Here is a 26,093-nt window from a genome sequence, read left to right as displayed (position 1 = left end):
ACAACAGAGGAAAAGACAATGCAGGAAATTGATTTTTATCTGGTGGATGCCTTCAGCGACAGGGCGTTTGGCGGCAATGCAGCGGCGGTATGCCCGCTGGAGGAGTGGCTTTCGGATGAGACGCTGCTCAAAATGGCGCAACAGCATAACCAGTCTGAGACGGCGTTTTTCGTACGCACCGACACCGGGTTCGAGCTGCGCTGGTTTACCACGCTGCATGAAATCAACCTCTGCGGCCACGCGACGCTGGCAGCGTCCCACGTGATTTTCGAATACCTCGATTATCCGCATACCGAAATCACCTTCACCACGCGCTTCGTGGGTGAGTTGACGGTGAAACGCAACGGCGACTGGCTGACGCTCAATTTCCCTGCGTGGTCGACCGAGGTGGTTGACAATCCCCCGCCGGGCCTGTTCAGCGCGCTGGGGATAGCCCAGGCTAAAGAGGTCCGCGTCGGACGGGATTACATGGTGGTACTGGAGAGCCAGCAACAGGTAGAGGCCTTAACCCCGGATATTGCAGCGATGGCGCCGCTCGGGAAAATGGTCTGCGTGACGGCACCGGGAGAGGAGTATGACTTCGTCAGCCGCTTCTTCTGCCCGGGCGAAGGGGTACCGGAAGATCCGGTCACCGGATCGACGCACAGCATGCTGATACCGTACTGGAGCGAGAAGCTGGGCAAAACGTCGATGAACGCCCGCCAGGTTTCATACCGTGGCGGGGATCTGCGCTGCGAACTGAAGGGCGACCGTGTGCTGATTGGCGGCCAGGCGACGCTCTATCTGAAAGGGCGTATCTTCCTGCGCTAGCTGAGCGAGGCGCCGCCGCATATCACCATCTCCTGGCCCGTGATGGCGGCGGCTTCATCGCTGAGCAAGAAATTCACCAGTCCCGCGACCTCTTCTGGCGTGATAAGACGGCCGATGGGCGGACAGGTAGGCGGTGAGCTTTCTCGCCCCGGTGCGTTGAGCATCGGCGTTTGGGTGGCGCCCGGCGCGACCACGTTTGCGGTGATCCCACGCGGGGCCAGTTCCGCCGCCCAGCTTCTGACCATCCCTGTCATCGCCGCCTTGGTGGCAACATACTGCGAGCGACCTGCCGCCCCGCGGGAGGTTCTGCTGCCAATCGCCACAAATCGTCCACCGGCGGCCATAGCGGGCGCGAAATGGTTAAACAGGGCTTCGCAGGCCTGGACGTGCAGTTGCCACAGTGACGCGCCAACCCTGCTTTCCAGTTGCCCCAGTGGGGCGGCGGCTATCATTCCGGCGGCGTGGATCACCGCCTGCGGTGTCGCGATGGCGTGCAGGGCGCTGTTCAACGCATCAGGGTCGGTGATATCCACGCGTAACCCCGTAAAGCCAGGGGTATCCGGCATCACGGTGCGGCGGCTGAGTCCGGTGACCTGCCAGCCTTCCGCCAGTAAACGCTTAACGATGGCCTCACCAATTCCGGAGCTGGCTCCGGTCACGACGGCGTGACGCATATCAGACCTCCAGCATTGAACGAGGACTTTAAACACCGCTTTGCGCACGGTCATCGGCGCGCCGCTGGCGCACAGCGCCTGGTGTGGTTCTCCGGGAGAAAAGACCGCAAAGTCACCCGCGCCAAGGCGGATCCCGACGCTGTGTGCCGATGAGCTGGCAATGAACAGGTCCGCTTTACGCTCTTCGTCATCCGGCTTGCCAACAGGGCGCGCGCCGGCATAGATGAGTTCTTCTCCCGCCAGCACAACCTGAATATCCGCCCACTGGTGATGGTACTCCGTATGCCGCTCCGCGCGCGGCTGCGTCTGCGCCGGACCAATCTGGCAAAACCAGGGGGCATTGTCCGGCTGCCAGCGGCCGTCATCGCGTTCGCTAAGCGCCTGCAGCGTGCAGTCCGGGCGGGACAGCAGGGCATACAACACCGGCGGTAACCCTGCCAGCGGCAGGGCGTCGAGATGTCCAATAATCATGCTGACTCCTTGACCCACTCGGGCGTCACCCGCACGTATTTTATGGCCTGACGAAAGTAGGTGTAGGCGATATGCAGGCTGCCATCCGGGCTCTGCTTAATGCTCGGATAGGAAAACTCACGGTTCAGTTTCTCCAGAGAGTTGTTAGTCATGCAGTAGCCATCTCCCTCGTCCAGATGCCGTTGCCACGGCCAGCTTTTGCCTCCGTCCGGCGAAATGGCGACGGTCATCGGCGCACGCGGGGCACCCCAGAAGGCGGCCCGACCGTGGGTTACAACCGGCTCTTTACGGCCATCGCCATCGTCAATTTCATCGTACAGCGAGGTGCGACGCTCCTGCGCCCCGGCGGCGCTCATGAGGTTAAACACCAGCGCCAGCTCGCCACTGGCAAGCGTTGTCACCTGGATAGAGGAGTTGTTGTTAGGTAATACCGTGGGTTCCGGCACGGACCAGCTTTCGCCGTTGTCCGTTGACTGGCTGTAATAAATGTTATCCGCCCAGCGGCTGCGGAACAGGGCAACCAGGGTGCCATTGCGCAGCGGGGTGATATTCATATGGACGCAGCCCAGGCTGTCCGGCACCTCGACATCACGCCAGGTTTTGCCCCCGTCTTCGGAGATTTTCACCGCGCTGATGTCATCGTTACCGACCCATTTCTCACCCGGCCGGGTGCGGCAGTAAAACACCGGCAGCAGCCAGTTCCCGTTCTCCAGCACGACAATCGGCTGACGAATAAAGGTGCCGGGTTTATCGAGCAGGGTCGCGATGTCCCCCCAGGTTTTACCCAGATCCCGGGACTGGCGATAGCGCACAATAGCGGTGTCCTGGTTGCCGGAAATTTGCGCGGTCCACAGCAGCCACAGCACGTTATCGGGTGCCAGGAACAGAACCGGGTTCTGTTCAGAGCGCGTGGCATCATCCGACAGTTTTTCTGCCTCACTCCACTGCTGGCTTCCCGGTGACAGGCGCGAACCCCACACAGAGATATCCGCAATACCCTCCTGGGTACCGCCAAACCAGACGCACATCAGCGAACCATCCGGCAGCGGCAGCAGATTTGCCGCGTGGTTTTGTGGGCAGGCGGAAGGCAGCATGGCCGCCTCCACGCGCGTATCCTGTTGTGGGCGAATAATCCCGTCGCGGGTTACGGTTACAGACATATCAGACTCCATTGTTTTCAACGGGGGTTGGCGCTTTACCCTGTGCCTTTCCCGGAATGAGACGGTCGATGACCATGATGACCGCAGGGGTCAGCAGGGCGATGTACATATTGTTAATGCCAAACGGATCGCCCAGCAGATACCAGACAGAGGTCACGACGCAGGCGCCGATCAGCCCAGCATTGGCTCCGCGAGTACTGCGGAAGAACGGGGCGTAGAACGCGATGACCGCCACGACGGAAATCGACAGACGAATGGCGCGGGTAAAGAACGACAGCTTTAGCACTTCAGGCACCAGCAGAACAAAAATCAGCGGCAGGAAACCAATCAGCAGGGAGATCCAGCGGGTAGCTTTAAACTCCTGCTCGGGGGTCGGGTTGCGCATCGGCACGTAGAAATCTTTGACCACCAGGGAGGCAATGGCGAGCGCCACGGTACTGACGCTGACGAAGATGGACGCCACCAGAGAGGTGGTGACCAGACCGGCCAGCCACGGGTTCATATCCTGCAGGAAAATCGGCATCGCATACAGGCTGTCGATCTCCGGATGCAGGTATTTTGCCGCCACGCCAATCACCGCAATGGCCAGCGCGATCGGCAGGCAGAAGAAGAACGCGACCCAGGTGGAGCGTTTGGCCGATTTAACATCTTTAGTGGAGGAGATGGCCTGGATCACAAACTGGGTGCAGAAGATGGAGCCAATGGTGCCGATAAGCCACGCGAAAATGGTCGACGCGCCGATGTTGCCATCCCAGGTCCAGTAGAAGTCCGGCATGTTTTCGATCATCGGCGTGAAACCGCCGGTTTTGGATAACGCAAAACCCATAATGGCCAGAATGCCGAAGTATTTCAGCGCACTGTGCAGCACAGTTACCCACGCCACGCCTTTCATGCCGCCGAAGGCGAAATAGAAGGTACTGACGATAGCCGTAATGAAAGCGGCAACGGGCAGATTGACTTTCAGTACGGTAGAAATGGCTGCTGCGCCACTGACGTAATTCCCCACGTTCACCAGCAGCAGAGCGTAGATCATGATGAGGGAGATAATGTTTTTGGTGCTGTTACCGTACTTTTCAGCAATCGCACCCGAGATGGTGATTTTCCCGGTGTTGTATATGCGTTTTACCAGTAACAGACCAAAAAGCGGAAAGCCAATCGCGGCACCGATGACGGACCATGACGCAGCAAACCCGTCCTCAAACGCCGCCTGCGCGGTGCCGATGGTGGATTTAGCGCCGATATACTCAGACATCAGCAGGATCCCGACAATAAACGCCGGCATCGCGCGGGAGCCTTCCATAAAGTCCCCGGAGTTTTTACTGCGGATCCGGAAGGTCAGCCAGGTGGTGAACAGGATGTAGGCAATGACTATGCCCACAATGATCAGGGTATCTTCAGCGGTAAAATTATTCATCTTTGCCTCTCTTCAGGGCGAGTGAATCCTGGGCACCTCAGGTACCCGGTATTCTTATTGACGAAACCAACGCCGTTTAGCTAAGTGACGTTGTCACTATCTGGCGAATCTGTTGGCACTGCTGCTCGCTAAACGCCACGGCGTAGCGACTCTCTCCGACATCCTCGCCCATGATTTGCAGAGCCTTTTTAACGGCGGCAGGGGAAAACGCCACGCTGTACAGCTCGGTACGCAGTCGGGTGACGCGCTCCTGCGCCTGCCGGGAACCTTCAACATCACCCGCGTTAAAGCGTGACCAGATGGCGTTGATCGCCGCTGGCGCCACGTTTGCCAGCCCGGAAATACAGGCTGAACATCCCTCGACGAAGCCCTGATGGATCAGTGAATCTGGTCCGTTCAGCACGTCGAACCCGTCAATGTCGCTTACCGCGTTGAGAAAACCGCGCAGGCTTTCATAGCTCCCGGCACTGTCTTTAATACCTGAAATGTTGGGGTGTTCGGCCAGCGCCCGTACCGTGGCGGGCTCAAGGGTGTTGCCGGTCCGCGCCGGAATGTTGTACAGAAAGACCGGTACGGTTAGCGCGTCAGCGACGGCGGTGTAGTGTGCGATGAGTTCAGACTGTTTCAGCGGCACGAAGTAAGGGGTGATGACGGAAACCGCATCCACACCCAGCGCGGCGATCTGTTTTCCCAGCCGGATGGTGTCGCGGGTGGAGATTTCGCCAATATGCGCCACGACGGGCGCGCGTCCGGCGACGGTTTCCACACAGGTCCGGGTGACCGCGATTTTTTCCGCTTCGTTCAGGACAAAGAACTCGCCGTTGGTTCCGCCGCAAAAAATGCCGTTTCCGGCGTCCAGCTGCCGGGCGATCTGCCGCGTTAAGCCGGGAAGGTTGAGTTCGCCTTCCGCGTCAAAGGGGGTGACGATAGCCGTCAGCACGCCCTTGATGTTGTTACGCATTTCTTACTCCTTGACTATGCATGTTCAGGAAACAGTGTCCGATAAATCGCCTGCACCTCGTCGTGATTCACCTGACAGGGGGCATTGTTCATTAACCGTTTAACGTTCAGGGCGGCATCGCTCAGGGAAGCGATGTCTTCGCGCGGCACGCCCAGGGACTCAAGGTTGTCCGGCAGGTTGAGCCGACGAACCAGCGCGGCAAAGTACTCCACCAGCGCGTGAGATTTTTCGTCATCGGACAGGCTGCCGTCCGCGCCTGGCACGAGATCCCAGACCTGCGCAAATTTTGTCACGCAGTGGGGACGAACCACCCTCATGCAGGGCGCCAGAAGAATGGCGTTGGCCACGCCGTGCGGCAGGTGATATTTCCCGCCAAGCGGATAAGACAGGGCGTGAACCAGGTGTGTGCCGGCATGCGCAATCGCGACCCCGCCGTAATAAGAGGCCCACAGCATTTCCAGCTTTGCCAGCAGGTTGCCCGGCTCAGCGCAGGCCGTTTCGATGTTCTTCAGCAGCTTAGCGAGCCCGGTCAACGCCGCGTTATCGCTGACCGGGTTGGCGACCGTGGCGGTGAAGCACTCAATCAGATGGCACAGGGCATCGATGCCGGTGGAGGAGGCAATATGCGCGGGCATGCTGGTGGTCAATTCCGGCAGCAGGGCGACGTAATCGGGCAGCAGGACCGGAGAGATAATACCGACCTTCGTGTTTTGCTCCGGTATCGCCAGAATAGCGTTCGGCGTGGCTTCTGACCCGGTTCCGGCGGTGGCGGGGATCAGAAGTGAGGAGATGCGTGCCACCGGTTTTACCCCTGCCAGCAGGCTGTCCAGCCCCGGTGACAGCGGGTGACAAAGCACGGAGAGCAGTTTCGCCACATCCAGTACGCTGCCGCCGCCGATCCCAACCACGACATCAAACGATCCGCTGTTTAATCCCGCGAGCAACTGGCTGACATCGTGGTGGGAGGGTTCAGGCGGCACCGTGTCAATCACCGTGACGCGGCGGTTGCCCTCTTCAAGAATTGAACGGATCTGTGTTGCCGCCTCCAGACGCGCAATGTTGCCGTCCGTAACCAGCAAGAGCTGCGCGTTTTCGGTGAGTAATGGCCTGATGGCGGCGAGCGCATTTGCGCCGCTAATAATGGTGCTGTTGAGGGTAACCACGCTTTTCTCCTGTCTTTGTGTCCATGATTAAATTCGCTCAATTAAGACGCTTCATGGTCATCGTGTGGCTAAATTTATAATTTATTCGCAAACTGATTAACTTGATCTTGCTCACATATAATCAATCGTGATTGAATATAATCATTAGCAGGAAAAACGAGCCCGGAGTGGGAATGAAAGAGAACAACCTGTTCAAAGACGTCGTTGTCGTTGCAGATGACTTTACCGGTGCAAACGATGCGGGTGTCAGCCTGGCGCTGAGAGGTAAGAAGGTCAGCGTGGCATTCCACACCCCCTTTACCCAGCCGGTGGATGCACTGGTTATTAATACCGATTCCCGTGCGCTGCGGGCAGCAGAGGCGGCCGAAAAAGTGGCCGTACTAGGGGCGGATCTTGCGGATGCGCACTGGCTCATCAAAAAGATTGATTCCACACTGCGCGGCAATGTAGGGGCAGAAACAGGCGTCCTTAAGGCAGTAAGCGGCAAACGGCAGGTGATTGTGGCGCCAGCGTATCCCGCGGCAGGGCGGATCACACGTCACGGCAGGTGTCTGGTGAACGGCATTCCGGTGGATGAAACCGAATTCGCCAGCGATCCGAAAACGCCCGTCCCGTCTGCCACGATTGCTGACCTGTTTACCGACGTGAGTTGTCAATCCGTGACGGTAAACACGCTGGCAGCCGAACTGGCGCAGGGAACGGAGTGGCTCATTGTCGATGCCCAGTGTGACGAGGATCTGGACGCCATTATTGCCGCCGCGCTGACCTGCCCGCAGACACCGCTGCTGGTCGGGTCGGCCGGGTTATGTGATGCGCTGGCACGCCATCTCGCCCCCGTGAACCGTCAGCAACTGCTGGCGTTGGTGGGATCAATGAGTGAGATCGCTCAGCGTCAGATTGCGCTGGCCGCTGTAGAGCCTGCGGTTTCGTCGGTGTTTATTGATATTAATGATGTGCTGAACGGGGAGACGGCGAGCGCGCTCATGCGCATCACGCAGGCCCTGAAGGCGGGCCGTCACTGCATCGTTCATACCTGCCCGGACCATGAGGCGCGACATCAGGTTGAACGGCTTTGCGCGCAGTATCAAATGACCCGGACCGAACTGGGTGAAACGATCTGCGCCTTCCTGGGAGAGATTACCCGAGAGGCACTGACGGCATGTCCGCCGGATGCGTTGTATGTCTCAGGCGGCGATGTGGCAATGGCCGTCGCCAGCGCGCTTGATGCGCAAGGATTTGAAATTACAGGGCGCGTCGCAGGATGCGTCCCTTACGGCAAATTTCTGGGTTGTGCCTGGCACCAGCCGGTAATGACCAAAGCAGGGGGCTTCGGAAAAGAAGAGACGCTGCTTGAGGTGTTGCATTTTATCGAGGAGAGACTGAGTGACTAACATTATTGCTGTAACCATGGGTGACCCGGCGGGCATTGGCCCGGAGATCATTATCAAATCCCTCACCGGGAGCGAATTAACGGGATCCCCGGTTGTCGTGGTGGGCTGTGCCCGCACGCTCAGGCGGGTGCTGGATGATGGGATCGTGGGGCAGGCTGACATCCATATCATCAGGCAGGTCAGCGAGGCCCGTTTCGCACCCAACATGATTAACGTGCTGGACGAACCGCTGGCCGACCCTGATGCCCTGAAGCCCGGCGTAGTCCAGGCTCAGGCGGGGGATTTAGCCTATCGCTGCGTGAAGCGCGCGACGGAACTGGCGATGGCGGGGGACGTAAAAGCGGTTGCCACGGCGCCACTGAATAAAGAAGCGCTGCATCTGGCCGGACATCACTACCCCGGGCATACCGAGCTGCTGGCCCATCTGACGCACAGCAAAGACTACGCTATGGTGCTGTACACCGATCGGCTGAAGGTCATTCATATCACGACCCATATTGCGCTGCGTAAATTCCTTGATACGCTCAATCAGGATCGGGTAAAAACCGTCATCGGCATTGCGGATACCTTCCTGAAGCGGGTGGGCTTTAGCACACCTCGTATTGCGGTCGCGGGCGTGAACCCGCATGCTGGAGAAAATGGCCTGTTTGGCGATGAAGAGATCATGATCGTTGGCCCGGCCGTTGCGGCGATGAAGGCGCAGGGGGTCAACGTCACCGGACCGTGCCCGCCGGATACGGTATTTATGCAATGCCACGAAGGAATGTATGACATGGTCGTTGCGATGTATCACGATCAGGGGCATATTCCGCTAAAATTGCTCGGCTTTTACGACGGGGTGAATATCACCGCCGGATTGCCGTTTATCCGCACCTCTGCAGACCACGGAACCGCGTTCGATATTGCATGGACCGGTAAAGCCAGGTCGGAGAGCATGACGGTGTCTATTCAGTTGGCTATGCAAATTACACGGGAATAATATGAAGGGATATAACCGGTTAGAGCAGATAATGGATTACCTCAAAGGGCACAACCTGGTCACGGTGGATCAGCTGGTGGCGATCACCGATGCCTCACCGGCGACGATCCGCCGCGACCTGATTAAGCTTGACCAGGAGGGCGTCATCAGCCGAACCCACGGCGGCGTGACTCTTAACCGGTTTATTCCTTCCCAGCCGACCACGTCCGAAAAAATGCAGCGCAGTCTGGCAGAAAAACATGCCATCGCCAGCGCGGCCGCGAGCTTTGTGAAAGCGGGGGATGCCATTGTGCTGGACGCCGGTACCACAATGATTGAACTCGCGCGTCAGCTCACGCATCTGCCGCTTCGCGTCATCACCAGCGATCTGCACATTGCGCTGTTTCTCTCTGAGTTTAAACAGATTGAAGTGACGATTATTGGCGGCCGTATCGATGATTCGAGCCAGTCCTGTATTGGTGAGCACGGGCGTCGGCTGTTGCAGAATGTCTGGCCTGATGTGGCTTTTGTCAGCTGTAATGGCTGGGATATTACCCGCGGTATCACGTCGCCTACGGAAGAGAAGGCCGCGCTGAAGCGGGATTTAATAGCCAATGCAAAACGCCGGGTGCTGCTGGCAGACAGCTCTAAGTACGGTGCCTGGTCGCTGTTTAATGTGGTGCACCTGAACACCCTGACGGATATCGTCACCGACAGCAGGCTGGATGAAGCGGCCCGGAACCAGCTGGAACAGCTTGAGACCCGCCTGACGCTGGCGTCATGACATAAGTTAAAACTATGAAGTCCGAACAGATGGCAGACGCTATGTTGAAGCCTGGCCTCACAAAAAAAGCAAGGAGCCTGCCATGTATTCCATTACCTCTGAATCTGCCCGTCATCCGGACATCCTCAAGCTGATCGCGGCGCTTGACCGTTATCAGAGCGAACTCTATCCCGCTGAAAGCAATCATCTGCTCGATCTGGCTGCGCTGCCTGAAGCCTCGCTTATCCTGATGATCATTCGCGACCCGCAGCTGCAGGCCGTTGGATGTGGCGCCGTGGTGCTTAATGGCGACGGTACCGGGGAGATGAAACGGGTCTATATCGATCCGACCCATCGCGGGCAACATCTGGGCGAGAAGCTGCTTGCTGCCCTTGAGGATGAAGCCCTGAGTCGTCACTGCCACACCGTGCGCCTGGAGACAGGGATCAAGCAGCACGCCGCCATTCGCCTGTATGAACAGTGCGGATATGAACGCCGTCCGGCGTTTGCGCCGTATGTCGACGATCCGCTGAGCCTGTTTATGGAGAAGGCTCTGGTTGTCGACGTTCGTTTAGCAGCGCTATAAACGCTTCGAGCTGGCGGGTCATCGCCCCACGACGCCACACCAGCCAGGTGGTCAGCCAGCGCCAGTTCTCCGCCAGCGGCCACGCCTCTACCTGATGATGCCCCGGCATGCTCTCCAGCATGGAGCGGGGCATTAGCGCAATACCCGCCCCTGCAATCACGCAGGCGAGCATACCGTGATACGACTCCATCTCATGGATCCGCCCGGGCGTGGCGCGGTCTGCGTGAAACCAGCTTTCCAGATGACGTCGATACGAACAGTTTGCGCGAAACGCGTAGACGTCGCTGCCGCTTACCTGCGCGGCGCGCGTCACCTCCGCATGTCCGGCGGGGGTGACCAGCATCATCTCTTCCCGGTAAACCGGCATGCCTTCCAGCTCCGGGTGTGAAAGTGGCCCGTCGACAAACGCCGCGCTTAAGGTGCCTTCCAGAACGCCGTCAATCATCGTTCCGGACGGGCCGGTAGAGAGCGCGAACTGAATGCGCGGATAGCGCTGGTTAAACGCCGCCAGACTTTCCGGGATCCGCACGGCGGCGGTGCTCTCCAGGGCGCCAAGGGCAAATAACCCCTGCGGCTCATCACCGGCGACGACCATGCGCGCCTCGTCAACCAGCGCCAGGATCTGCTTGCTGTAGCGCAGAAAGTTGTGCCCGGCGGGAGATAAGCGCAAACGCTGGCTCTCCCGGATAAACAACTCAACGCCGAGATCGGCCTCAAGCTGGCGGATGCGGGTGGTGAGGTTAGACGGAACGCGATGCACTTTCTGCGCCGCCTGGGTAATGCTGCCGGTCAGGGCAACGGCGTTAAACATTTCAAGCTGAGTTAAATCCATAGCATTCTCGATTCGTGAATAAGGTGGTTAGTATTATTCATTTTTAAGAAATAGCAGAGTGGGCCACAATCAATCAACCGATATTACGTGGAGAACATCATGACTTATTCATCTGCTACGCATGCCCTCTCTGTTAACCCGGCGACAGGCGAGACGCTGGCCACATATCCCTGGGCCACATCCGAAGAGGTCGAACAGGCAATCACCCTGGCTGATGCCGGTTTTCGCCAGTGGCGAGGAGAGAGCGTCTCTCACCGGGCACAAAAGCTGCGCGACCTGGGGGCAGCACTGCGCCAGCGTGGGGAAGAGATGGCGCAAATGATCTCCCGGGAAATGGGCAAGCCGATTGTGCAGGCGCGGGCGGAAGTGGCCAAATCTGCGGGTCTGTGCGACTGGTATGCGGAACATGGCCCGGCGATGCTGCGTGCGGAGCCCACGCTGGTGGAAAACCAAAACGCGGTCATTGAATACCGTCCGCTGGGGCCGATTCTTGCGGTGATGCCGTGGAACTTCCCGCTCTGGCAGGTACTGCGCGGTGCGGCGCCGATCCTGCTGGCAGGTAACAGCTATCTGCTCAAACACGCACCGAACGTCCTGGGTTCTGCTGCGCTGATTGGGCAAATCTTTGCTGATGCCGGTATTGCGCAAGGCGTCTTTGGCTGGGTGAATGCCACCAATGATGGCGTGAGCCAGACGATCAACGATCGTCGTATTGCAGCGGTAACCGTCACCGGTAGCGTGCGTGCAGGTGCGGCAATAGGGGCGCAGGCGGGAGCGGCGCTGAAAAAATGCGTTCTGGAGCTGGGCGGCTCCGATCCGTTTATCGTGCTGAATGATGCCGATCTGGATCTGGCCGTTCGCGCGGCCGTCACGGGACGTTATCAGAACACCGGGCAGGTTTGCGCGGCGGCAAAGCGCTTTATTATCGAAGAGGGTATTGCCGATGACTTTACCCGGCGTTTTGTTGCGGCGGTTACGGCGCTGAAGATGGGAGCACCGGATCGGGAAGAGAATGATATTGGCCCGATGGCGCGTTTCGATCTGCGTGACGAACTGCATCAGCAGGTGCAGGCCACGCTCGCGGAAGGGGCCACGCTGCTGCTGGGCGGCGAGAAAATCAGCGGGGAGGGCAACTATTACGCGCCAACCGTGCTAAGCCATGTCACCCCGACAATGACCGCCTTCCGTCAGGAGCTGTTTGGTCCGGTTGCGGCGATTACGGTGGCGAAGGATGCGGAACATGCCCTGCAGCTTGCCAACGACAGCGACTTTGGTCTCTCTGCCACGGTGTTTACCGCCAACGAAGCGCTGGCCGGAAAATTCGCCCGCGAGCTGGAGTGCGGCGGGGTGTTTATCAATGGCTTTAGCGCCAGTGACGCGCGCGTGGCCTTTGGCGGCGTGAAGAAAAGTGGTTTTGGCCGTGAGCTTTCCCACTTTGGTTTGCACGAGTTTTGTAACGTGCAGACGGTGTGGAAGAACAGAGTGTAACCGCCATCTTTACAGAGGACCTGACGACGAGGGCCTCTGTCATTTCTCTGCAATGGTTCTGTCATTTTCGTTTCGTAGACTCGCACGCGTCTAACGTCTTGTTACTGAAGAAAATTATGAACCTAACGCAAATTTATCGTCGTATTGCGCAGCGCATTATCCCCCGCCAGTTTGGCCTGCTGACCGGTATCTTTTGTATTATCGGCCTCTTTTCCGCCCTGCAACTCTCCTCGTCGTTCCTGCTCAATGCCTCCCTTAAGGAAGCGCAACGCAACGAGCAGCAAAACCTGCTGGCGTATCAGCAGCAGAGCAAGCTGGATCTGGCTCGCGTTTCCCTGCTGGCCGCAAGCGATCTGCTTAACCGCTCCGGCGTCTGGTTTATGCAGGATAAAGAGACCGGCTCCGAGGGCAGCTGGCACAGCCTGATGGACGACGCGCAAAAGGCGCTGGCTGTTTCGCAGCAGGCGTGGAATGCCTGGCTGGCGCTTAATCCGCCAAAAGATGACGCCCTGGTTAACAGCTATCAGCTTTTTTACGGCGCGATAAAAGAGCAGGCGGAAGGGCTGGTGAAAACCAACACCATCGATGCGTTTTTTGCCGTGCCGGCGCAGGCGTTTCAGACCGACTTTAATGACAACTATGCCCGCTATCAGCAAGCAAGCGAGAAGCAGGCGCTCAAAGGGCGTCAGTCGTTGATTGCGCAGCTCTCCGGTCTGCAAACGCTGTTCCTGCTTGCGCCTGTTCTGTTGCTCGCTATTGCGGTTGCCGTCTGGTTCGGGATGTCCCGATGGGTAATTACCCCGTTGCGGCGCTTGATTGCGCATATCAACCGGCTGGCCGCGGGCGATCTCTCCGGTACCTCTCCTGGCGTGACGCGTTTTAACCGTGAAATTGCACAGCTCAGCGACAGTATTGCCACCATGCAGAACGGGCTACAGCAGCTGGTGACCCAGGTCAGCGATGCGACCACCGCCATGGTGGAAAATATTGGCGCACTGGCGCAGGGCAATCAAAAGCTGTATCACCAGTCGGCACGTCAGGCCAAAGAGCTGGAAGACGTGACGGCGCATATCGCGACCCTGGAAACTCACGTAGAAGGCAACACGGGCTATGCGAAGCTTGCCAGCTCGCGGGCGGATGAGGCGCGCCAGGCCGCGGCGGGAGGGGATCAGATGATGTCGACCGTCAATGCGTCGATGCAGGCGATCGTCGACCGATCCTCAGAGATGCGGGGGATCGTGGCGATGATCGACAGCGTCGCGTTTCAGACCAACATTCTGGCGCTGAATGCAGCAATTGAAGCGGCTCACGCGGGAAACCAGGGGCGCGGGTTCGCCGTTGTCGCTCGTGAAGTGGGGCTGCTGGCGAGGAAGAGCAGCCATTCGACGCAGACCATCCAGGAGCTTATCAACCGTTCCCTTCAGGGGATCGAAGACGGGTCACGGGCCGTTAACCGTCTGGAAGATAACCTGCAGCAGGTGACGGGGCTGGTGGGAACATTAAGCAGTTTGCTGAATGAGATCTCCGCGGCCACGCTGAGTCAGGGGGAGAGTATTCATCAGATGACGCGCCAGCTTCAGGCGCTGAATCAGGTGTCGCGGCAGACCGACAGCCTTGTCTCTGACGCGTCCGATGCCTCTGAGCGCCTGCACAAACAGTCGGATCTTTTATTGCAGGCGGTTTCGCGTTTTCGTCTCAGTGCCTGACGCAACACATAAGCGTCTGTTATACTCGCAGCCCGTTTTAGCCTGAGGGCAAGGAGCAAAGAGAGTGGCTGCGGTCATCCATAATGAGATGCTGGACGAGATTCTGGCGCAGGTTCGTCCGTTACTTGGAAAAGGAAAGGTTGCCGACTATATTCCGGCCCTTGCCTCGGTCAGCGGGAATAAGCTGGGAATTGCAATTTGTACGATAGACGGTCAGCGTTACCAGGCCGGTGACGCCACGGAACGTTTTTCCATCCAGTCTATTTCGAAAGTGCTAAGTCTGGTTGCGGCCATGCGACAGTACGAGGAAGAGGAGATCTGGCAACGGGTGGGTAAAGATCCCTCCGGGCAGCCGTTTAACTCTCTGCTACAGCTTGAGATTGAACAGGGTAAACCGCGTAACCCCTTTATCAACGCCGGGGCGCTGGTGGTCTGCGATATGCTGCAAAGCCGTCTTAGCGCGCCACGCCAGCGCATGCTTGAAATTGTTCGCCAGCTCTCAGGCGTTGACGATATTGCTTATGATTCAGTGGTCGCCCGTTCGGAGTTCGAGCACTCTGCGCGTAACGCCGCCATTGCCTGGTTGATGAAATCGTTCGGCAATTTCCATAATGATGTGGCGACCGTACTGCAAAACTATTTCCACTACTGCGCGCTGAAAATGAGCTGCGTGGAGCTGGCGCAGACCTTCCTGTTCCTTGCTCACCAGGGGCACGCACCGCATCTCGATCAGGAGGTGGTTTCACCTATGCAGGCGCGTCAGGTCAATGCCCTGATGGCGACAAGCGGGATGTATCAGAACGCGGGCGAATTTGCCTGGCGCGTCGGTCTTCCGGCCAAGTCGGGCGTCGGGGGTGGGGTGGTTGCCATTGTACCGCATGAGATGGCTATTGCTGTCTGGAGCCCGGAGCTGGATGAGACGGGTAATTCACTGGCCGGTGTGGCGGTTCTGGAGAAACTGACCCAACGCCTGGGACGTTCCGTTTACTGATGTCTGACCTGGATCCTCTTTTTTCTCGTCTGGCGCGATCGACCTTTCGGTCGCGCTTTCGCTTAGGCACAAAAGAACGACAGTACTGCTGGGACAAAGGTGCCGATACCATTGACCAGCATGCTGCCGACTTTATTGCGAAGCGTCTTGCCCCCGCGCACCCCGTCAACGACGGTAAACAGACCCCCATGCGCGGCCATCCGGTGTTTATTGCCCAGCACGCGACCGCCACCTGCTGTCGCGGCTGTCTGGCGAAATGGCACAACATTCCGCAAGGTGTTCAGCTCACCGCGCAGCAACAGCACTATATCGTCGGCGTGATCCACCACTGGCTGGTGTTGCAGATGAACGCCTGATGTTGATGGGTGCTGATCCTGTTGTAATTGTGTTATAGATGCACGCTATGAGATCCCCCGCGTGGTGACGGGTCAGTTAGTTGCCATAAGTTATTATATGGAATGATATTTAATGCGTTCAGACCCCGCTGCCTTCACGCTTTTTCGCCTTGAATCGCCGCTGCGTAATGCGGCGGGTATCTTTATTCTCACCACCTTGTTCTACTTTATCGGTGCGGAATTACGTCTGGTCGAAGCCTTGTCGCTGTTCTGGCCGCTGAATGGCGTGATGGCGGGCGTCTTTGCCCGTTATACCTATCTCAATCGCCTGCATAACTACGCGGTGTCGTATGTCGCCATGCTGATGTACGACGCGGTCACCACCAACTGGGGAATGGCCTCGGTGGTCATCAACCTGTCGAATATGGTCTTTATCGTCGTTGTCGCATTGCTGGTGGTGCGTGATAAGCGGTTGATGAAGAAAACCCCCGATCCCATTAATGCGCTGCGGCTGTTCAATTATTGTCTGTTCGCCGCCTTATTATGTGCGCTGCTCGGCGCGACCGGGTCGGTGGGGATCGACAGCCATACCTTCTGGCCGCTGTTTGCCGACTGGTTCAGCGAGCAGTTCTCAACCGGCGTGCTCATTTTACCCTGCATGCTCACGGTTAGTATGCCGACGCGGGCATTCAAGCTGCGTCTGGAGCAACTTTTACCGGTCATTGCGCTGATTGTTTCGGTGATGGCATCGGTGGTGATTGGCGGGGCGGGAAGCCTTGCCTTTCCGCTGCCGGCGCTGATCTGGTGTGCGGTCCGCTACTCCTTGCCCGCGACCTGTCTGCTGACGTTTCTGACCGGCGGTCTGGAGATTGTTCTGGTCGCTAACTCCATTATCAATATCGCCGTGGGCACGCCGCTCTCTACCCCGATGATGTTCTCCGCCCGGCTGGGGATTGCCACCATGGCGATCTGTCCGGTTATGGTCTCCGTCAGTATGGCGGCCATTAATTCGCTCATCCGTCAGGTGTCGTTGCGCGCGGATTATGATTTTCTGACCCACGTTTATTCACGCTCCGGGCTCTATGAGGCGTTAAAGCGGGAAGAGGCGCAGCGGCAGACACGTTTTCTGACCGTGATGCTGCTGGATATCGATTACTTCAAAAGCATCAATGATAACTATGGGCATGAGTGTGGCGACCGCGTGCTGGCCGGGTTTGCCCGCGAGGTCCAGCAGGTTGTCGGAGACGATGGTATGGTGGCGCGTATGGGCGGAGAAGAGTTCGCGGTTGTGGTGAACACCGGTGACGCGCAGCACGGCTTTGCGCTGGCGGAACGTATCAGACTCACCATTGCCGCTCATCCGTTTACCTGGCGCCAGCAAACGCTCTATCTGACGGTGAGTATTGGTCTCGGGAGCGGGAAGGCGGCGTCGTGGCAGTTGACCGAGGTATTCAACAGGCTGATGGCCGAAGCAGACGATCATCTCTATCGTTCCAAAAAAGCGGGGAGAAATCGCACCAGTGCGCGTGTGTCAGACGATCCCATTACCCCGGCCCCGGAGAGTGAAACCTGAGCGCAGCCTGCATTCTGCCGGGGACGAATCATAACGAATAGCAGATAAATTGCTTGCTAGGTATTTTTAACGCCAATAAGATACCGCAAGAAAGCTATCGGAAAATTCGCAGAATGAATGCAGCTGACAAACTCAGTAGACCCCCTCGTGTACCAGGAAGCCGGTTTGTCAAACGTATGTATCTGATGCGTATTCTCGGCACGTTTCTCTGTTTTATTCCCATCCTCTCCGTGCTGATTGAACAGAATCGTTCAATCTGGCTGATGTGTTTGCTGGCGTTGAACGCATTTATCTGGCCTACGCTTGCCTGGTATCGGGCGCGAAATTCGGCCATGCCGCTGGTGACTGAGCATCAGAATCTGGTGCTGGACGCCGGGGCGGGGGGATTCTGGATCGCCATGATGGCGGTTAATCCGCTGCCGTCGGTGGTCATTGCCACCATCATGCTGACCGACCGGCTCTCGGCAGGGGGCGTTACGCTGATGAGAAAGGCGGCCATCACCATGGTGGGCGTTTTTCTGGTGACCTGGCTGACGCAGGGAATGGCGGTGGATATGTACGTTTCGCAGCGCACCATGTTTGCCACGCTGCCGCTGATTGCAATTTATCTGCTGGCGCTGAGCATATTAACGGACAGCATTGCGCTGCGCCTGCGGATCAAGAGCCGGGAGCTTGAGCGGATCGCGATGATGGATCCGCTACTGGATATCGCGAACCGACGTCTGCTCGAAAAGCGCATTGACCACGAACTGAATAAACTGCGCCAGACGTGCCGGGAATCGGCCCTGATGTTCATCGATATCGACAATTTTAAAGACGTTAACGATCGTTTTGGTCATAAGGTTGGGGATGCATTGCTGGCGGCCGTCTCGCAAATACTGCATTTGTCGACACGCCCGAACGATACCCCCGCACGCCTTGGCGGTGATGAATTTGTGGTGTTGCTGCCGGATACCACCCTTGAAGAGGCGCAAGTTGTCGCCAGACGCATTATGGATGCGGCTGCAATGAAAAAGGAGGTGGCTCAGGAGACGGTGCATTGCACGCTCAGCATCGGTATCGCCTGTGCCACGCGAGAAATGATAAGCGTAACCGACTGGCTACAGGCCGCGGACAACGCCCTGTACCGCGCCAAGCGGGACGGTAAGAACAGAATATTCGCGCACTGACAATGTCTCTGTTTAGGCTACGCTTTGAGTAACGCTTTGCGTCAGGAGACGTTATGAAAACACCTGCAACCCCAGCAAATGAAATGGAACGTCTGAACTCGCTGCGCGAGTCAGGCCTGCTTGAGATCGACAGTTCCCCGGCGTTTGACCGACTGACACGTCTGGCAAAACGCTTCTTCCAGGTCCCCCTGGCGATGGTCAATCTTATTGATGAACACTCGCTGATTGTGAAGTCGGCCGATGGTCAGGCGCCTGACACCGTTCCGCGTAATATCTCGTTTTGCGGCCATACGATCCTCAGCGAAGCGCCGCTGGTGGTTGCCGATATGCGTCAGGACGATCGATTTGCCGATAACCCGCTGGTGGCCGGTGAGCCTGGCGTAAGGTTCTATGCCGGTTTTCCACTGCGTTTACGTGACGGGGCGAGCGTGGGATCGCTGTGCCTGATTGATTATTCTCCTCGTGAATTTTCCGCAGCCGATCTTGCCGTGCTGGGCGACCTGAGCGCGCTGGCGGAAGACGAGTTTGCTGCCGTCAGCGCGGCGACAACCGATGAATTAACCGGTCTGTTTAACCGTCGGGGCTTTAACCAGCTGCTCCGGTTCACGCTCTCCGTAGCCAGACGTCGGGCGGAGCCGTTAACTCTGGGCTGGCTGGATCTGGATCGCTTCAAAGAGATTAACGATCGCTACGGACATGAAGAGGGCGACAACGCGCTGAAAGTGATGGCGGAACTGATGCGCACCTCTTTCCGTGAAGCGGATTTGCTGGTTCGCTTTGGCGGCGATGAGTTTGCCGTGCTGTTTGCCGATACCGACGAGCAGGGGGCCTGGATTGCCATGCAGTATCTGGCCGAGCAGGTTGAACAGTACAATGCGCGCAGGCTGCATCCCTGGTCACTCCATTTTTCCTGGGGGCTGAGCGAGTTCGATCATAACGGCAACGATCTGCAGCAGTGGATGAAAGACGCGGATGAAAAAATGTATGCCATGAAGCAGCAGCGCAAGCGCGCAACATGACATAACAAAAGCCTATGTCTGATGTGATTGCGTTACGTAAATGTTAAATGCACAGTGAGCGTATTCAACGTAAGGAAAACCCATGAATACCTCACTGCAGATCAAAACCCTCACCCGGGACGATATTCTCACCCACCTCGATGCGTTGGCCGATATCCTTGAAAACTGTGTCAGGGGCGGCGCTTCCGTCAGTTTTATGTTGCCATTCAGTACCGATAAAGCTCGTGCTTTCTGGCAGGATATTGCCGGGAGCGTAGAGCGTAACGAACGCGTTGTGCTGGCCTGCATCGATTCTCAGGATGGCGTGATTGGCACCGTGCAGCTCATTACCGATCAGCCGGAAAACCAGCCGCATCGTGCCGATGTGGCAAAGCTGCTGGTGCATGAAAAAGCGCGTCGTAAAGGTGCCGCGATGGCGCTAATGGAGGAGCTGGAAGTGCAGGCCAGAGCAAGAGACATCTCGGTGCTGGTGCTGGATACCTCAACCGGCAGCGGAGCGGAGACCTTCTACCAGCGCGCTGGCTGGCAAAAAGTGGGGGAGATCCCGCGTTATGCGCTAATGCCGGATGGCGCGATGACCGCCACATCGGTCTTCTATAAGTTCTTGTGATTATTTCCCTCAATGACGTGATGAATTGATCAAAAGCGGGGTTCTGGTCGAAAACCTTTGGTAAGTTATCATACCAATTTAATAAGGTTGTACGACTAATCATAAAAGGACCCCATTGTGAACACACTTAACCGTCGTGATTTCCCCGGTGCTCTCTACCCCGAACGAATCATTCAGTTTGGCGAGGGCAATTTCCTGCGTGCGTTTGTCGACTGGCAAATCGACCTGTTAAACGAACATACCGATCTCAATGCCGGCGTCGTGGTCGTACGCCCAATTCAAAGCGACTTCCCGCCGTCATTAAGCACTCAGGATGGCCTGTATACCACGATCATTCGTGGTCTGAATGAGCAGGGCGAGGCGGTCAGCGAAGCGCGTCTTATCCGCTCGGTGAATCGGGAGATCAGCGTCTACAGCCAGTACGATGAATTTCTGAAACTGGCGCACAATCCGGAGATGCGTTTTGTCTTCTCCAACACCACCGAGGCGGGGATTAGCTGGCACGCGGGCGATCGTTTCGAAGATGCGCCAGCGGTGAGCTATCCAGCGAAGCTTACGCGGCTGCTGTTTGAGCGCTTCAGCCATTTTAACGGCGCAGCGGACAAAGGCTGGATCATCATTCCGTGCGAGCTAATAGACTATAACGGCGAAGCGCTGCGCGAACTGGTGCTGCGCTATGCACAGGCATGGGCACTGCCAGCGGAATTTATTCAGTGGCTGAATGCGCATAACAGCTTCTGCTCCACGTTAGTTGACCGCATTGTAACGGGGTATCCGCGCGACGAAGCGGCGACGCTGGAAGCCGGGCTTGGCTATCACGATGCGTTCCTGGATACCGCTGAACATTTCTACCTGTTTGTTATTCAGGGGCCTGAATCCCTGGCCAGCGAACTGCGTCTGGACAAATTCCCGCTAAACGTGCGGATTGTGGATGACATTAAGCCGTACAAGGAGCGCAAAGTGGCGATTCTCAACGGCGCGCACACAGCGCTGGTGCCGGTGGCGTTCCAGGCGGGGCTGGATACGGTGGGCGAGGCGATGAATGATGCCGACATATGCGCGTTCATCGAAAAAGCGATCTATGAGGAAATTATTCCGGTCCTGGATTTGCCGCGTGATGAACTGGCGTCTTTCGCCAGCGCCGTTACGGGTCGTTTCCGCAATCCGTATATCAAGCATCAGCTGCTGTCGATTGCCCTTAACGGCATGACCAAGTATCGCACGCGCATTCTGCCGCAGCTGTTGGCGGGGGTGAGGGCATCTGGCACGTTGCCCGCTCGCCTGACGTTCGCGCTGGCCGCACTGATCGCGTTCTACCGTGCAGAGCGTAACGGGGAGAACTATCCGGTGCAGGATGACGTGCACTGGCTTGCTCGTTACCAACAGCTGTGGGCGCAGCATCACGATAAACAGATCACCACCCGCGAGTTGGTCGCCTCCGTTTTAAGCGTTACTGAGCACTGGGAGCAGGATTTAACTCAGGTAGAGGGTCTTGTCGGTCAGGTTTCGCGCGATCTCGACGCGATTCTGCAACAGGGGATGCGGGCCGCAGTAAAACCGCTTTGTTAACCCATGCCCGGCTTCGTCCGGGTATTTTATATCTCATTAGTTACAACATACTATGGACTCGTTTATGTAAAACAGGCTGTAGCACCGTGCGGTTTATTGCTTATCAGGTGATAAAATGCAATCTGTTATTAACAAGCTTGCAACCGTGACAGGGATCACGTTTAATAACGCGGCTCTTTCCTTTCCTGAAGCTGACTATGATTGTTCGTCCCAAACAGCACTGGCTACAACTGATTTTCGTCTGGCACGGTTCGGTACTTCCTAAAATCTATACCCGGTTGTTACTTAACTTCCTGCTATCCATCGCCGTTATTCTGATGCTGCCGTGGTATACCTCGCTGGGCATCAAATTTACCGTTGCGCCGTTCAGCATCCTGGGTGTGGCCATCGCTATCTTTCTGGGGTTCAGAAACAACGCCTGCTATTCACGCTACGTTGAGGCTCGCCAGCTGTGGGGGCAACTGATGATAGCGGCACGCTCGTTATTTCGCGAGGTTAAAAACACCTTGCCGGATGATAAACATCTGGGTCAGTTCGTCCGCCTGCAGATCGCCTTTGCCCATTGTCTGCGCATGACCCTGCGTCGTGAAAAGGGGGAAGGGCAACTGGCGCGCTATCTGGCTGCGGAGGATTTACGCAACGTCATGGCCGCCAATTCCCCGGCGAACCGTATTCTGCTGATCATGGGTGAATGGCTGGCCGTCAGACGCCGTAATGGAGACCTCTCCGATATTCTGTTCCACAGCCTGAACAACCGTCTCAACGATATGTCGATTGTCCTGTCAGGCTGCGAGCGCATCGCCACCACGCCCGTGCCATTTGCTTATACGCTTATCCTGCACCGTACGGTCTATCTGTTCTGCATCATGCTGCCGTTCGCGCTGGTTGTTGACCTGCACTACATGACGCCGTTTGTCTCTGCGCTGATTTCGTATACCTTTATTTCGCTGGATACGCTGGCAGAAGAGCTGGAAGATCCGTTTGGTACCGAAGACAACGACCTGCCGCTGGACGCCATCTGCAACATGATGGAACGCGATCTGCTGCAGATGAACGATGAAGAGAACATTCCGGAAAGGCTGATGCCGGATAAGTATTATCAGCTGACCTGACGGGCGTTCCACTCGTCCCGGGTGATTTCCCACAGCTCAGAATCGAGCATACCGCTGACGTACGCTTTCTTTTCCGTTCTGATAAGCCGCATGCCGCTACTGTCTGAAATACGACGGGAGCGGCTATTGGCGGCCGCCTTCGGCGCGCGCAATACGGGTTTGTTCAGCGTGTTAAACCAGTAATCCGTTGCCGCAATGCTGGCTTCGCGCATATATCCCTTTCCCTGAAACTCCGGCGCCAGCCAAAACCCGCGGTTGTTATCTTCCACATCGTACAGGCAGATAACCCCCATCAGTTCGTCCGGCGCTTCACGACGGCGGATGCTCCAGAACCAGGCAATCCCTTTCGCCATATCCGGCAGCGCCACGTTGTTGACATAGTTTTCCGCGCCGTTATCCGGGTAGGGCCAGGGCACGGAAGAGACCAGATAGCGGACGATCTCCCAGCGCGGATAGCGCTTTTGTATCTGAACGGCATCTTCGGCAACCAGCGGTTTTAGCAGCAAGCGTTCTGTCGTGAGCGTCGGTATCGTCATCCGCAGATCTCCATATTTAAGCGTTATGATTTTGTTTGCGTTCTGGTATTTTCATCTCTATCACATTCAGTTGAGGCGTGCTGAGTTTATACCCTACCAAAAATAGGCATCATTTCTTCAATGGCGAAATTTTAATGCGCTTGTGGTCTCTTTTAACCGGACGTGTTTTCCAGGATCTCCTGCAGCATGGCAAAGAGATAGAGGAGGCCATTGCTCGTCGTGATACCCGTGTTTTGAATCATTCCACCCCCGAGCTGGAAGGGTATTTTTCTCGCCCCCTCAGCGAGCTTCCGCGTCAAAATCCTTACCCGGTAGCGGCGCTGTTACCTCTTTTTTTAGTGGCGTTTGCGTTAAACCTTCTGCCTTTTCTCAGCGCGTTGCAGGGTTTGTCACCTTTACACCATGCACTGAGCTTTTTCGCACCATCATTAATAATGACAGGCGCGCTCATTGTTATCAGCGTGCTTCTGGCCCGAGGGGTAACGTCAGGATTGTTGGGGTTTATGGCAGTGTTCATCATTCTGCTGGTCATAACTCTCGTTCAGGTTCTGCATCTTCTGTTTTCTCATAGCGGAAACCTTTGGCCACTGGTCACCGCATCCTTCGCGCTGATACTTTGTCGGATGGTAATGAATAGCAGCGGCTTTGTGCTGTTTACCCTCTATTGTCGCACTCAGCGTCTTGCCAGAGTTGCACATGAAATCCGGTTAAAAAGCCATTAAAGAGGTGATATGACGTTACGAAAAGCACATCCGCAGGAAGCTGAAATACTCTGGAATATTCGCAAGCAGGCGATTCGTCACGGCTGTAAAACCAGTTACGACGCGGACGTCATTGCGCGCTGGACGCCCGACGACATGCCGGAGCATTACCGGCAAATGGTCATTGAATACCCTTTTTACGTGGTGGAAGATGAAAAGGGCGACATTGCGGCAACTGGCTATCTTGATCTGGATACCCACTGTCTGGAGGCGATATTCACCTTGCCGGCGGCATCCGGAAAAGGCATGGCGACCCGGATTATCGAGGCGCTCAAACAGGAGGCACATAGCCGGGGGTTAACCCGCCTGACGCTCGATGCAACGCCTAACGCCCGGTCGTTTTACCAGAAGCTGGGGTTTGTCACGCTGAGCGAAAAGTATCATCACTCGCGCATGGCGGGCGCTGATTTACGCTGTTTTGAAATGGCGATCAACTTGTAATGTGAGGAACGCATGGCTGTCACGGTAAGACCTTTAAGCGCAGACGATTACGCCCAGTGGCGACCGCTATGGGACGGGTATACCCATTTTTATGACTGCTTTCTTGATGAATCGGTTACCGCATCGACATGGGAAAGGGCGCTCTCAGCGCATTCACCGATGTTCTGCCGCGTGGTAGAGAAAGATGAAAAGGTTATCGGTTTCGCGATGTGCATTCTCCACGAAGGCACCTGGTCAACGGCCCCGGTTTGCTACCTGGAAGATCTGTTTGTCGATGCCACCGAGCGTGGTGCGGGGGCCGGGAAGGCGCTCATTGATGCCCTGATAGCCGAAGGCAAGCGCGAAGGGTGGTCGAAACTGTATTGGGTCACCCGGGAGAAAAACCCGGCGCGTAAACTCTATGACAAATACGGTGAAGCAGACGATTACGTACGCTACCGCCTCTCGCTGTAAGCCTGAATCACCTGTGTTTGTATCACACTGTATCTGCGTACCGGATACATACACAGGATTGCAATAAACCCCCTTTCGCACATATCCGCTATACAAACGCGTGTTGTTATATCCCCGTCAACTGTTCTTAACCGGAGATACCAACATGTTCAGCAAACTCGCGTATTCAACCCTGGCGTTAACCGTTTCTCTTGGCACCGTCATGTCCTGTCAGGCCGAAGTCACCGGCAAAGATGTTGCCGCAGCCTTCGATCACCCTCAGCAAATTAACGCTGGCGATCTGAATATCGGCTATGTCGATATCGGACCAAAAGAGGGACAGCCGGTGATTCTGTTACATGGCTGGCCCTACGATATTCACAGCTATGCCGAAGTCGCACCCGCGCTGGCGGCAAAAGGCTACCGGGTCATTGTGCCTTCGCTGCGCGGCTACGGCACCACGCGCTTCCTGTCAGCAAGCACGCCGCGTAACGGCCAGCCTTCGGCCATGGCGAAAGATATCGTTAACCTGATGGATGCCCTCAACATTAAGCAGGCTGTTTTTGCGGGATATGACTGGGGCGCCCGTACGGCGGACATTGTCGCGGCGCTGTGGCCTGAACGCGTCAAATCCCTTGTTTCGGTAAGTGGCTATCTCATCAGCAGCCAGCAGATTGGTAAACAGCCGCTGCCGCCAAAAGCAGAGCAGCAGTGGTGGTATCAGTTCTATTTCGCAACAGAACGCGGTGCCGAAGGCTATGCCAAGAATACCCATGACTTCGCCCGTCTGATCTGGTCTCAGGCCTCACCAGACTGGAAGTTTTCCGATGCAACCTTTAACGCCAGCGCAAAATCCCTGGATAACCCCGATCACGTCGCGGTTACGCTCAGCAACTATCGCTGGCGTTTAGGGCTTGAAAAAGGCGAGCGTAAATACGACAGCTATGAGCAGAAGCTGGCGACATTGCCAAATATCACCGTTCCGACAATCACCATCGAAGGCGGCAACAACGGGGCGCCACATCCTGCGCCGCAAGCCTATGCCGGTAAATTCACCGGTAAATATGAACACCGCACCTTTGGGGCCACCGTGGGGCACAACCCGCCGCAGGAAGATCCGCAGGATTTCGTCAAGGCGGTTATCGACGCGGATAAGCTGTGATATGTG

General features: G+C 56.7%; 26 protein-coding genes and 1 pseudogene. 19 read left to right on the top strand and 8 right to left on the bottom strand.

Annotation, left to right across the window (positions count from 1 at the left end; all coding sequences use genetic code 11):
• Positions 1 to 18: 18 nt before the first annotated feature.
• Positions 19 to 810: a PhzF family phenazine biosynthesis protein gene (locus ECL_RS09855; RefSeq protein WP_013096623.1), complete on the top strand. Its 792-nt coding sequence runs from the start codon at positions 19 to 21 to the stop codon at positions 808 to 810.
• Here ECL_RS09855 and ECL_RS09850 read toward each other — a convergent pair.
• The 6 genes and pseudogenes from ECL_RS09850 to ECL_RS09825 all read right to left on the bottom strand — a co-directional run bounded on the left by ECL_RS09850 (position 807) and on the right by ECL_RS09825 (position 6,653).
• Complete coding sequence (locus ECL_RS09850; RefSeq protein WP_044159407.1) at positions 807 to 1,484, bottom strand: SDR family NAD(P)-dependent oxidoreductase; 678 nt, start codon at positions 1,482 to 1,484, stop codon at positions 807 to 809. The two genes, ECL_RS09855 and ECL_RS09850, sit on opposite strands and share 4 nt — an antisense overlap.
• A gap of 24 nt (positions 1,485 to 1,508) precedes the next feature.
• A pseudogene (locus ECL_RS09845) lies at positions 1,509 to 1,955 on the bottom strand (NanQ anomerase/TabA/YiaL family protein); the annotation flags it as partial.
• Positions 1,952 to 3,115 carry a sialidase family protein gene (locus ECL_RS09840; protein WP_013096621.1) on the bottom strand — a complete coding sequence of 388 codons (1,164 nt, stop codon included), beginning with the start codon at positions 3,113 to 3,115 and terminating at the stop codon, positions 1,952 to 1,954. The pseudogene ECL_RS09845 and the gene ECL_RS09840, both read right to left, overlap by 4 nt.
• A 1-nt stretch (position 3,116) precedes the next feature.
• Positions 3,117 to 4,529, bottom strand: coding sequence for a sodium:solute symporter family protein (locus ECL_RS09835; protein ID WP_013096620.1), 1,413 nt, complete (start codon positions 4,527 to 4,529; stop codon positions 3,117 to 3,119).
• 76 nt (positions 4,530 to 4,605) lie between these two features.
• Positions 4,606 to 5,490 (bottom strand): dihydrodipicolinate synthase family protein, encoded by an 885-nt coding sequence (locus ECL_RS09830; RefSeq protein ID WP_013096619.1) that lies wholly within the window; start codon positions 5,488 to 5,490, stop codon positions 4,606 to 4,608.
• A gap of 14 nt (positions 5,491 to 5,504) precedes the next feature.
• Positions 5,505 to 6,653 carry an iron-containing alcohol dehydrogenase gene (locus ECL_RS09825; protein ID WP_013096618.1) on the bottom strand — a complete coding sequence of 383 codons (1,149 nt, stop codon included), beginning with the start codon at positions 6,651 to 6,653 and terminating at the stop codon, positions 5,505 to 5,507.
• Positions 6,654 to 6,826: 173 nt separating this feature from the next.
• On the opposite strand from ECL_RS09825, the gene dtnK reads away from it, so the two are divergent.
• The 4 genes from dtnK to ECL_RS09805 all read left to right on the top strand — a co-directional run bounded on the left by dtnK (position 6,827) and on the right by ECL_RS09805 (position 10,351).
• The gene (gene dtnK / locus ECL_RS09820) at positions 6,827 to 8,044 is read left to right on the top strand and encodes a D-threonate kinase (RefSeq protein ID WP_013096617.1); all 1,218 of its coding nucleotides are present in this window, start codon (positions 6,827 to 6,829) and stop codon (positions 8,042 to 8,044) included.
• Entirely contained in the window at positions 8,037 to 9,023 is a 987-nt protein-coding gene (locus ECL_RS09815; protein ID WP_013096616.1) for a D-threonate 4-phosphate dehydrogenase, read from the top strand. The genes dtnK and ECL_RS09815 overlap by 8 nt, the downstream gene beginning before the upstream one ends.
• Position 9,024: 1 nt before the next feature.
• Positions 9,025 to 9,786, top strand: coding sequence for a DeoR/GlpR family DNA-binding transcription regulator (locus ECL_RS09810; protein WP_013096615.1), 762 nt, complete (start codon positions 9,025 to 9,027; stop codon positions 9,784 to 9,786).
• Positions 9,787 to 9,868: 82 nt separating this feature from the next.
• Complete coding sequence (locus tag ECL_RS09805) at positions 9,869 to 10,351, top strand: GNAT family N-acetyltransferase (RefSeq protein WP_013096614.1); 483 nt, start codon at positions 9,869 to 9,871, stop codon at positions 10,349 to 10,351.
• Here ECL_RS09805 and ptrR read toward each other — a convergent pair.
• Complete coding sequence (ptrR, locus tag ECL_RS09800; RefSeq protein WP_013096613.1) at positions 10,305 to 11,183, bottom strand: putrescine utilization regulator PtrR; 879 nt, start codon at positions 11,181 to 11,183, stop codon at positions 10,305 to 10,307. The genes ECL_RS09805 and ptrR overlap by 47 nt on opposite strands.
• Before the next feature lie 99 nt (positions 11,184 to 11,282).
• Here ptrR and sad point away from each other — a divergent pair, with 99 nt between their 5' ends.
• From sad to ECL_RS09750, 10 genes are all read left to right on the top strand, one after another.
• Positions 11,283 to 12,671, top strand: a complete 1,389-nt coding sequence (gene sad, locus ECL_RS09795; RefSeq protein WP_013096612.1) for a succinate-semialdehyde dehydrogenase — start codon at positions 11,283 to 11,285, stop codon at positions 12,669 to 12,671.
• Positions 12,672 to 12,787: 116 nt separating this feature from the next.
• A complete protein-coding gene (locus ECL_RS09790; protein WP_013096611.1) occupies positions 12,788 to 14,377 on the top strand; it encodes a methyl-accepting chemotaxis protein in 1,590 nt (529 codons plus the stop codon).
• Positions 14,378 to 14,441: 64 nt separating this feature from the next.
• Positions 14,442 to 15,368: a glutaminase B gene (gene glsB / locus ECL_RS09785; protein ID WP_013096610.1), complete on the top strand. Its 927-nt coding sequence runs from the start codon at positions 14,442 to 14,444 to the stop codon at positions 15,366 to 15,368.
• A complete protein-coding gene (locus tag ECL_RS09780; protein WP_013096609.1) occupies positions 15,368 to 15,724 on the top strand; it encodes a DUF4186 domain-containing protein in 357 nt (118 codons plus the stop codon). Before glsB ends, ECL_RS09780 begins: the two co-directional genes overlap by 1 nt.
• 112 nt (positions 15,725 to 15,836) lie before the next feature.
• Positions 15,837 to 17,276: a GGDEF domain-containing protein gene (locus ECL_RS09775; protein ID WP_013096608.1), complete on the top strand. Its 1,440-nt coding sequence runs from the start codon at positions 15,837 to 15,839 to the stop codon at positions 17,274 to 17,276.
• Between the two features lie 176 nt (positions 17,277 to 17,452).
• Positions 17,453 to 18,445 carry a sensor domain-containing diguanylate cyclase gene (locus tag ECL_RS09770; RefSeq protein WP_013096607.1) on the top strand — a complete coding sequence of 331 codons (993 nt, stop codon included), beginning with the start codon at positions 17,453 to 17,455 and terminating at the stop codon, positions 18,443 to 18,445.
• A 53-nt stretch (positions 18,446 to 18,498) separates the two neighbouring features.
• Positions 18,499 to 19,464 carry a sensor domain-containing diguanylate cyclase gene (locus tag ECL_RS09765; RefSeq protein WP_013096606.1) on the top strand — a complete coding sequence of 322 codons (966 nt, stop codon included), beginning with the start codon at positions 18,499 to 18,501 and terminating at the stop codon, positions 19,462 to 19,464.
• Positions 19,465 to 19,546: 82 nt separating this feature from the next.
• Entirely contained in the window at positions 19,547 to 20,074 is a 528-nt protein-coding gene (locus ECL_RS09760) for a GNAT family N-acetyltransferase (protein WP_013096605.1), read from the top strand.
• 117 nt (positions 20,075 to 20,191) lie between these two features.
• Positions 20,192 to 21,643 carry a tagaturonate reductase gene (locus tag ECL_RS09755; protein ID WP_013096604.1) on the top strand — a complete coding sequence of 484 codons (1,452 nt, stop codon included), beginning with the start codon at positions 20,192 to 20,194 and terminating at the stop codon, positions 21,641 to 21,643.
• A 197-nt stretch (positions 21,644 to 21,840) separates the two neighbouring features.
• On the top strand, positions 21,841 to 22,755 hold the full coding sequence (locus tag ECL_RS09750) for a bestrophin family protein (protein ID WP_013096603.1): 915 nt from the start codon (positions 21,841 to 21,843) through the stop codon (positions 22,753 to 22,755).
• Here the strand turns inward: ECL_RS09750 and ECL_RS09745 are convergent.
• The gene (locus ECL_RS09745; protein ID WP_013096602.1) at positions 22,743 to 23,291 is read right to left on the bottom strand and encodes a GNAT family N-acetyltransferase; all 549 of its coding nucleotides are present in this window, start codon (positions 23,289 to 23,291) and stop codon (positions 22,743 to 22,745) included. The genes ECL_RS09750 and ECL_RS09745 overlap by 13 nt on opposite strands.
• Before the next feature lie 134 nt (positions 23,292 to 23,425).
• Here ECL_RS09745 and ECL_RS09740 point away from each other — a divergent pair, with 134 nt between their 5' ends.
• From ECL_RS09740 to ECL_RS09725, 4 genes are all read left to right on the top strand, one after another.
• Positions 23,426 to 24,013: a hypothetical protein gene (locus tag ECL_RS09740; RefSeq protein WP_013096601.1), complete on the top strand. Its 588-nt coding sequence runs from the start codon at positions 23,426 to 23,428 to the stop codon at positions 24,011 to 24,013.
• 9 nt (positions 24,014 to 24,022) lie between these two features.
• Complete coding sequence (locus ECL_RS09735) at positions 24,023 to 24,493, top strand: GNAT family N-acetyltransferase (protein ID WP_013096600.1); 471 nt, start codon at positions 24,023 to 24,025, stop codon at positions 24,491 to 24,493.
• 12 nt (positions 24,494 to 24,505) lie between these two features.
• Positions 24,506 to 24,946, top strand: a complete 441-nt coding sequence (locus tag ECL_RS09730; RefSeq protein ID WP_013096599.1) for a GNAT family N-acetyltransferase — start codon at positions 24,506 to 24,508, stop codon at positions 24,944 to 24,946.
• 145 nt (positions 24,947 to 25,091) lie between these two features.
• Positions 25,092 to 26,087: an alpha/beta fold hydrolase gene (locus tag ECL_RS09725; RefSeq protein ID WP_013096598.1), complete on the top strand. Its 996-nt coding sequence runs from the start codon at positions 25,092 to 25,094 to the stop codon at positions 26,085 to 26,087.
• The last annotated feature ends 6 nt before the right edge of the window (positions 26,088 to 26,093 follow it).

The sequence above is a fragment of the Enterobacter cloacae subsp. cloacae ATCC 13047 genome (assembly GCF_000025565.1).
Classification (GTDB): Bacteria; Pseudomonadota; Gammaproteobacteria; order Enterobacterales; family Enterobacteriaceae; genus Enterobacter; species Enterobacter cloacae.
This window is presented reverse-complemented; position numbering and strand designations above follow the sequence as displayed.

Bases quoted from the DNA above. Each gene is read 5' to 3' on its own strand.
- ECL_RS09855 (WP_013096623.1), top strand. From the start codon at position 19: ATGCAGGAAATTGATTTTTATCTGGTGGATGCCTTCAGCGACAGGGCG.
- ECL_RS09850 (WP_044159407.1), bottom strand. From the start codon at position 1,484: ATGCGTCACGCCGTCGTGACCGGAGCCAGCTCCGGAATTGGTGAGGCC.
- ECL_RS09840 (WP_013096621.1), bottom strand. From the start codon at position 3,115: ATGTCTGTAACCGTAACCCGCGACGGGATTATTCGCCCACAACAGGAT.
- ECL_RS09835 (WP_013096620.1), bottom strand. From the start codon at position 4,529: ATGAATAATTTTACCGCTGAAGATACCCTGATCATTGTGGGCATAGTC.
- ECL_RS09830 (WP_013096619.1), bottom strand. From the start codon at position 5,490: ATGCGTAACAACATCAAGGGCGTGCTGACGGCTATCGTCACCCCCTTT.
- dtnK (WP_013096617.1), top strand. From the start codon at position 6,827: ATGAAAGAGAACAACCTGTTCAAAGACGTCGTTGTCGTTGCAGATGAC.
- ECL_RS09810 (WP_013096615.1), top strand. From the start codon at position 9,025: ATGAAGGGATATAACCGGTTAGAGCAGATAATGGATTACCTCAAAGGG.
- ECL_RS09805 (WP_013096614.1), top strand. From the start codon at position 9,869: ATGTATTCCATTACCTCTGAATCTGCCCGTCATCCGGACATCCTCAAG.
- ptrR (WP_013096613.1), bottom strand. From the start codon at position 11,183: ATGGATTTAACTCAGCTTGAAATGTTTAACGCCGTTGCCCTGACCGGC.
- sad (WP_013096612.1), top strand. From the start codon at position 11,283: ATGACTTATTCATCTGCTACGCATGCCCTCTCTGTTAACCCGGCGACA.
- ECL_RS09790 (WP_013096611.1), top strand. From the start codon at position 12,788: ATGAACCTAACGCAAATTTATCGTCGTATTGCGCAGCGCATTATCCCC.
- ECL_RS09780 (WP_013096609.1), top strand. From the start codon at position 15,368: ATGTCTGACCTGGATCCTCTTTTTTCTCGTCTGGCGCGATCGACCTTT.
- ECL_RS09775 (WP_013096608.1), top strand. From the start codon at position 15,837: ATGCGTTCAGACCCCGCTGCCTTCACGCTTTTTCGCCTTGAATCGCCG.
- ECL_RS09770 (WP_013096607.1), top strand. From the start codon at position 17,453: ATGTATCTGATGCGTATTCTCGGCACGTTTCTCTGTTTTATTCCCATC.
- ECL_RS09765 (WP_013096606.1), top strand. From the start codon at position 18,499: ATGAAAACACCTGCAACCCCAGCAAATGAAATGGAACGTCTGAACTCG.
- ECL_RS09760 (WP_013096605.1), top strand. From the start codon at position 19,547: ATGAATACCTCACTGCAGATCAAAACCCTCACCCGGGACGATATTCTC.
- ECL_RS09750 (WP_013096603.1), top strand. From the start codon at position 21,841: ATGATTGTTCGTCCCAAACAGCACTGGCTACAACTGATTTTCGTCTGG.
- ECL_RS09745 (WP_013096602.1), bottom strand. From the start codon at position 23,291: ATGACGATACCGACGCTCACGACAGAACGCTTGCTGCTAAAACCGCTG.
- ECL_RS09740 (WP_013096601.1), top strand. From the start codon at position 23,426: ATGCGCTTGTGGTCTCTTTTAACCGGACGTGTTTTCCAGGATCTCCTG.
- ECL_RS09735 (WP_013096600.1), top strand. From the start codon at position 24,023: ATGACGTTACGAAAAGCACATCCGCAGGAAGCTGAAATACTCTGGAAT.
- ECL_RS09730 (WP_013096599.1), top strand. From the start codon at position 24,506: ATGGCTGTCACGGTAAGACCTTTAAGCGCAGACGATTACGCCCAGTGG.
- ECL_RS09725 (WP_013096598.1), top strand. From the start codon at position 25,092: ATGTTCAGCAAACTCGCGTATTCAACCCTGGCGTTAACCGTTTCTCTT.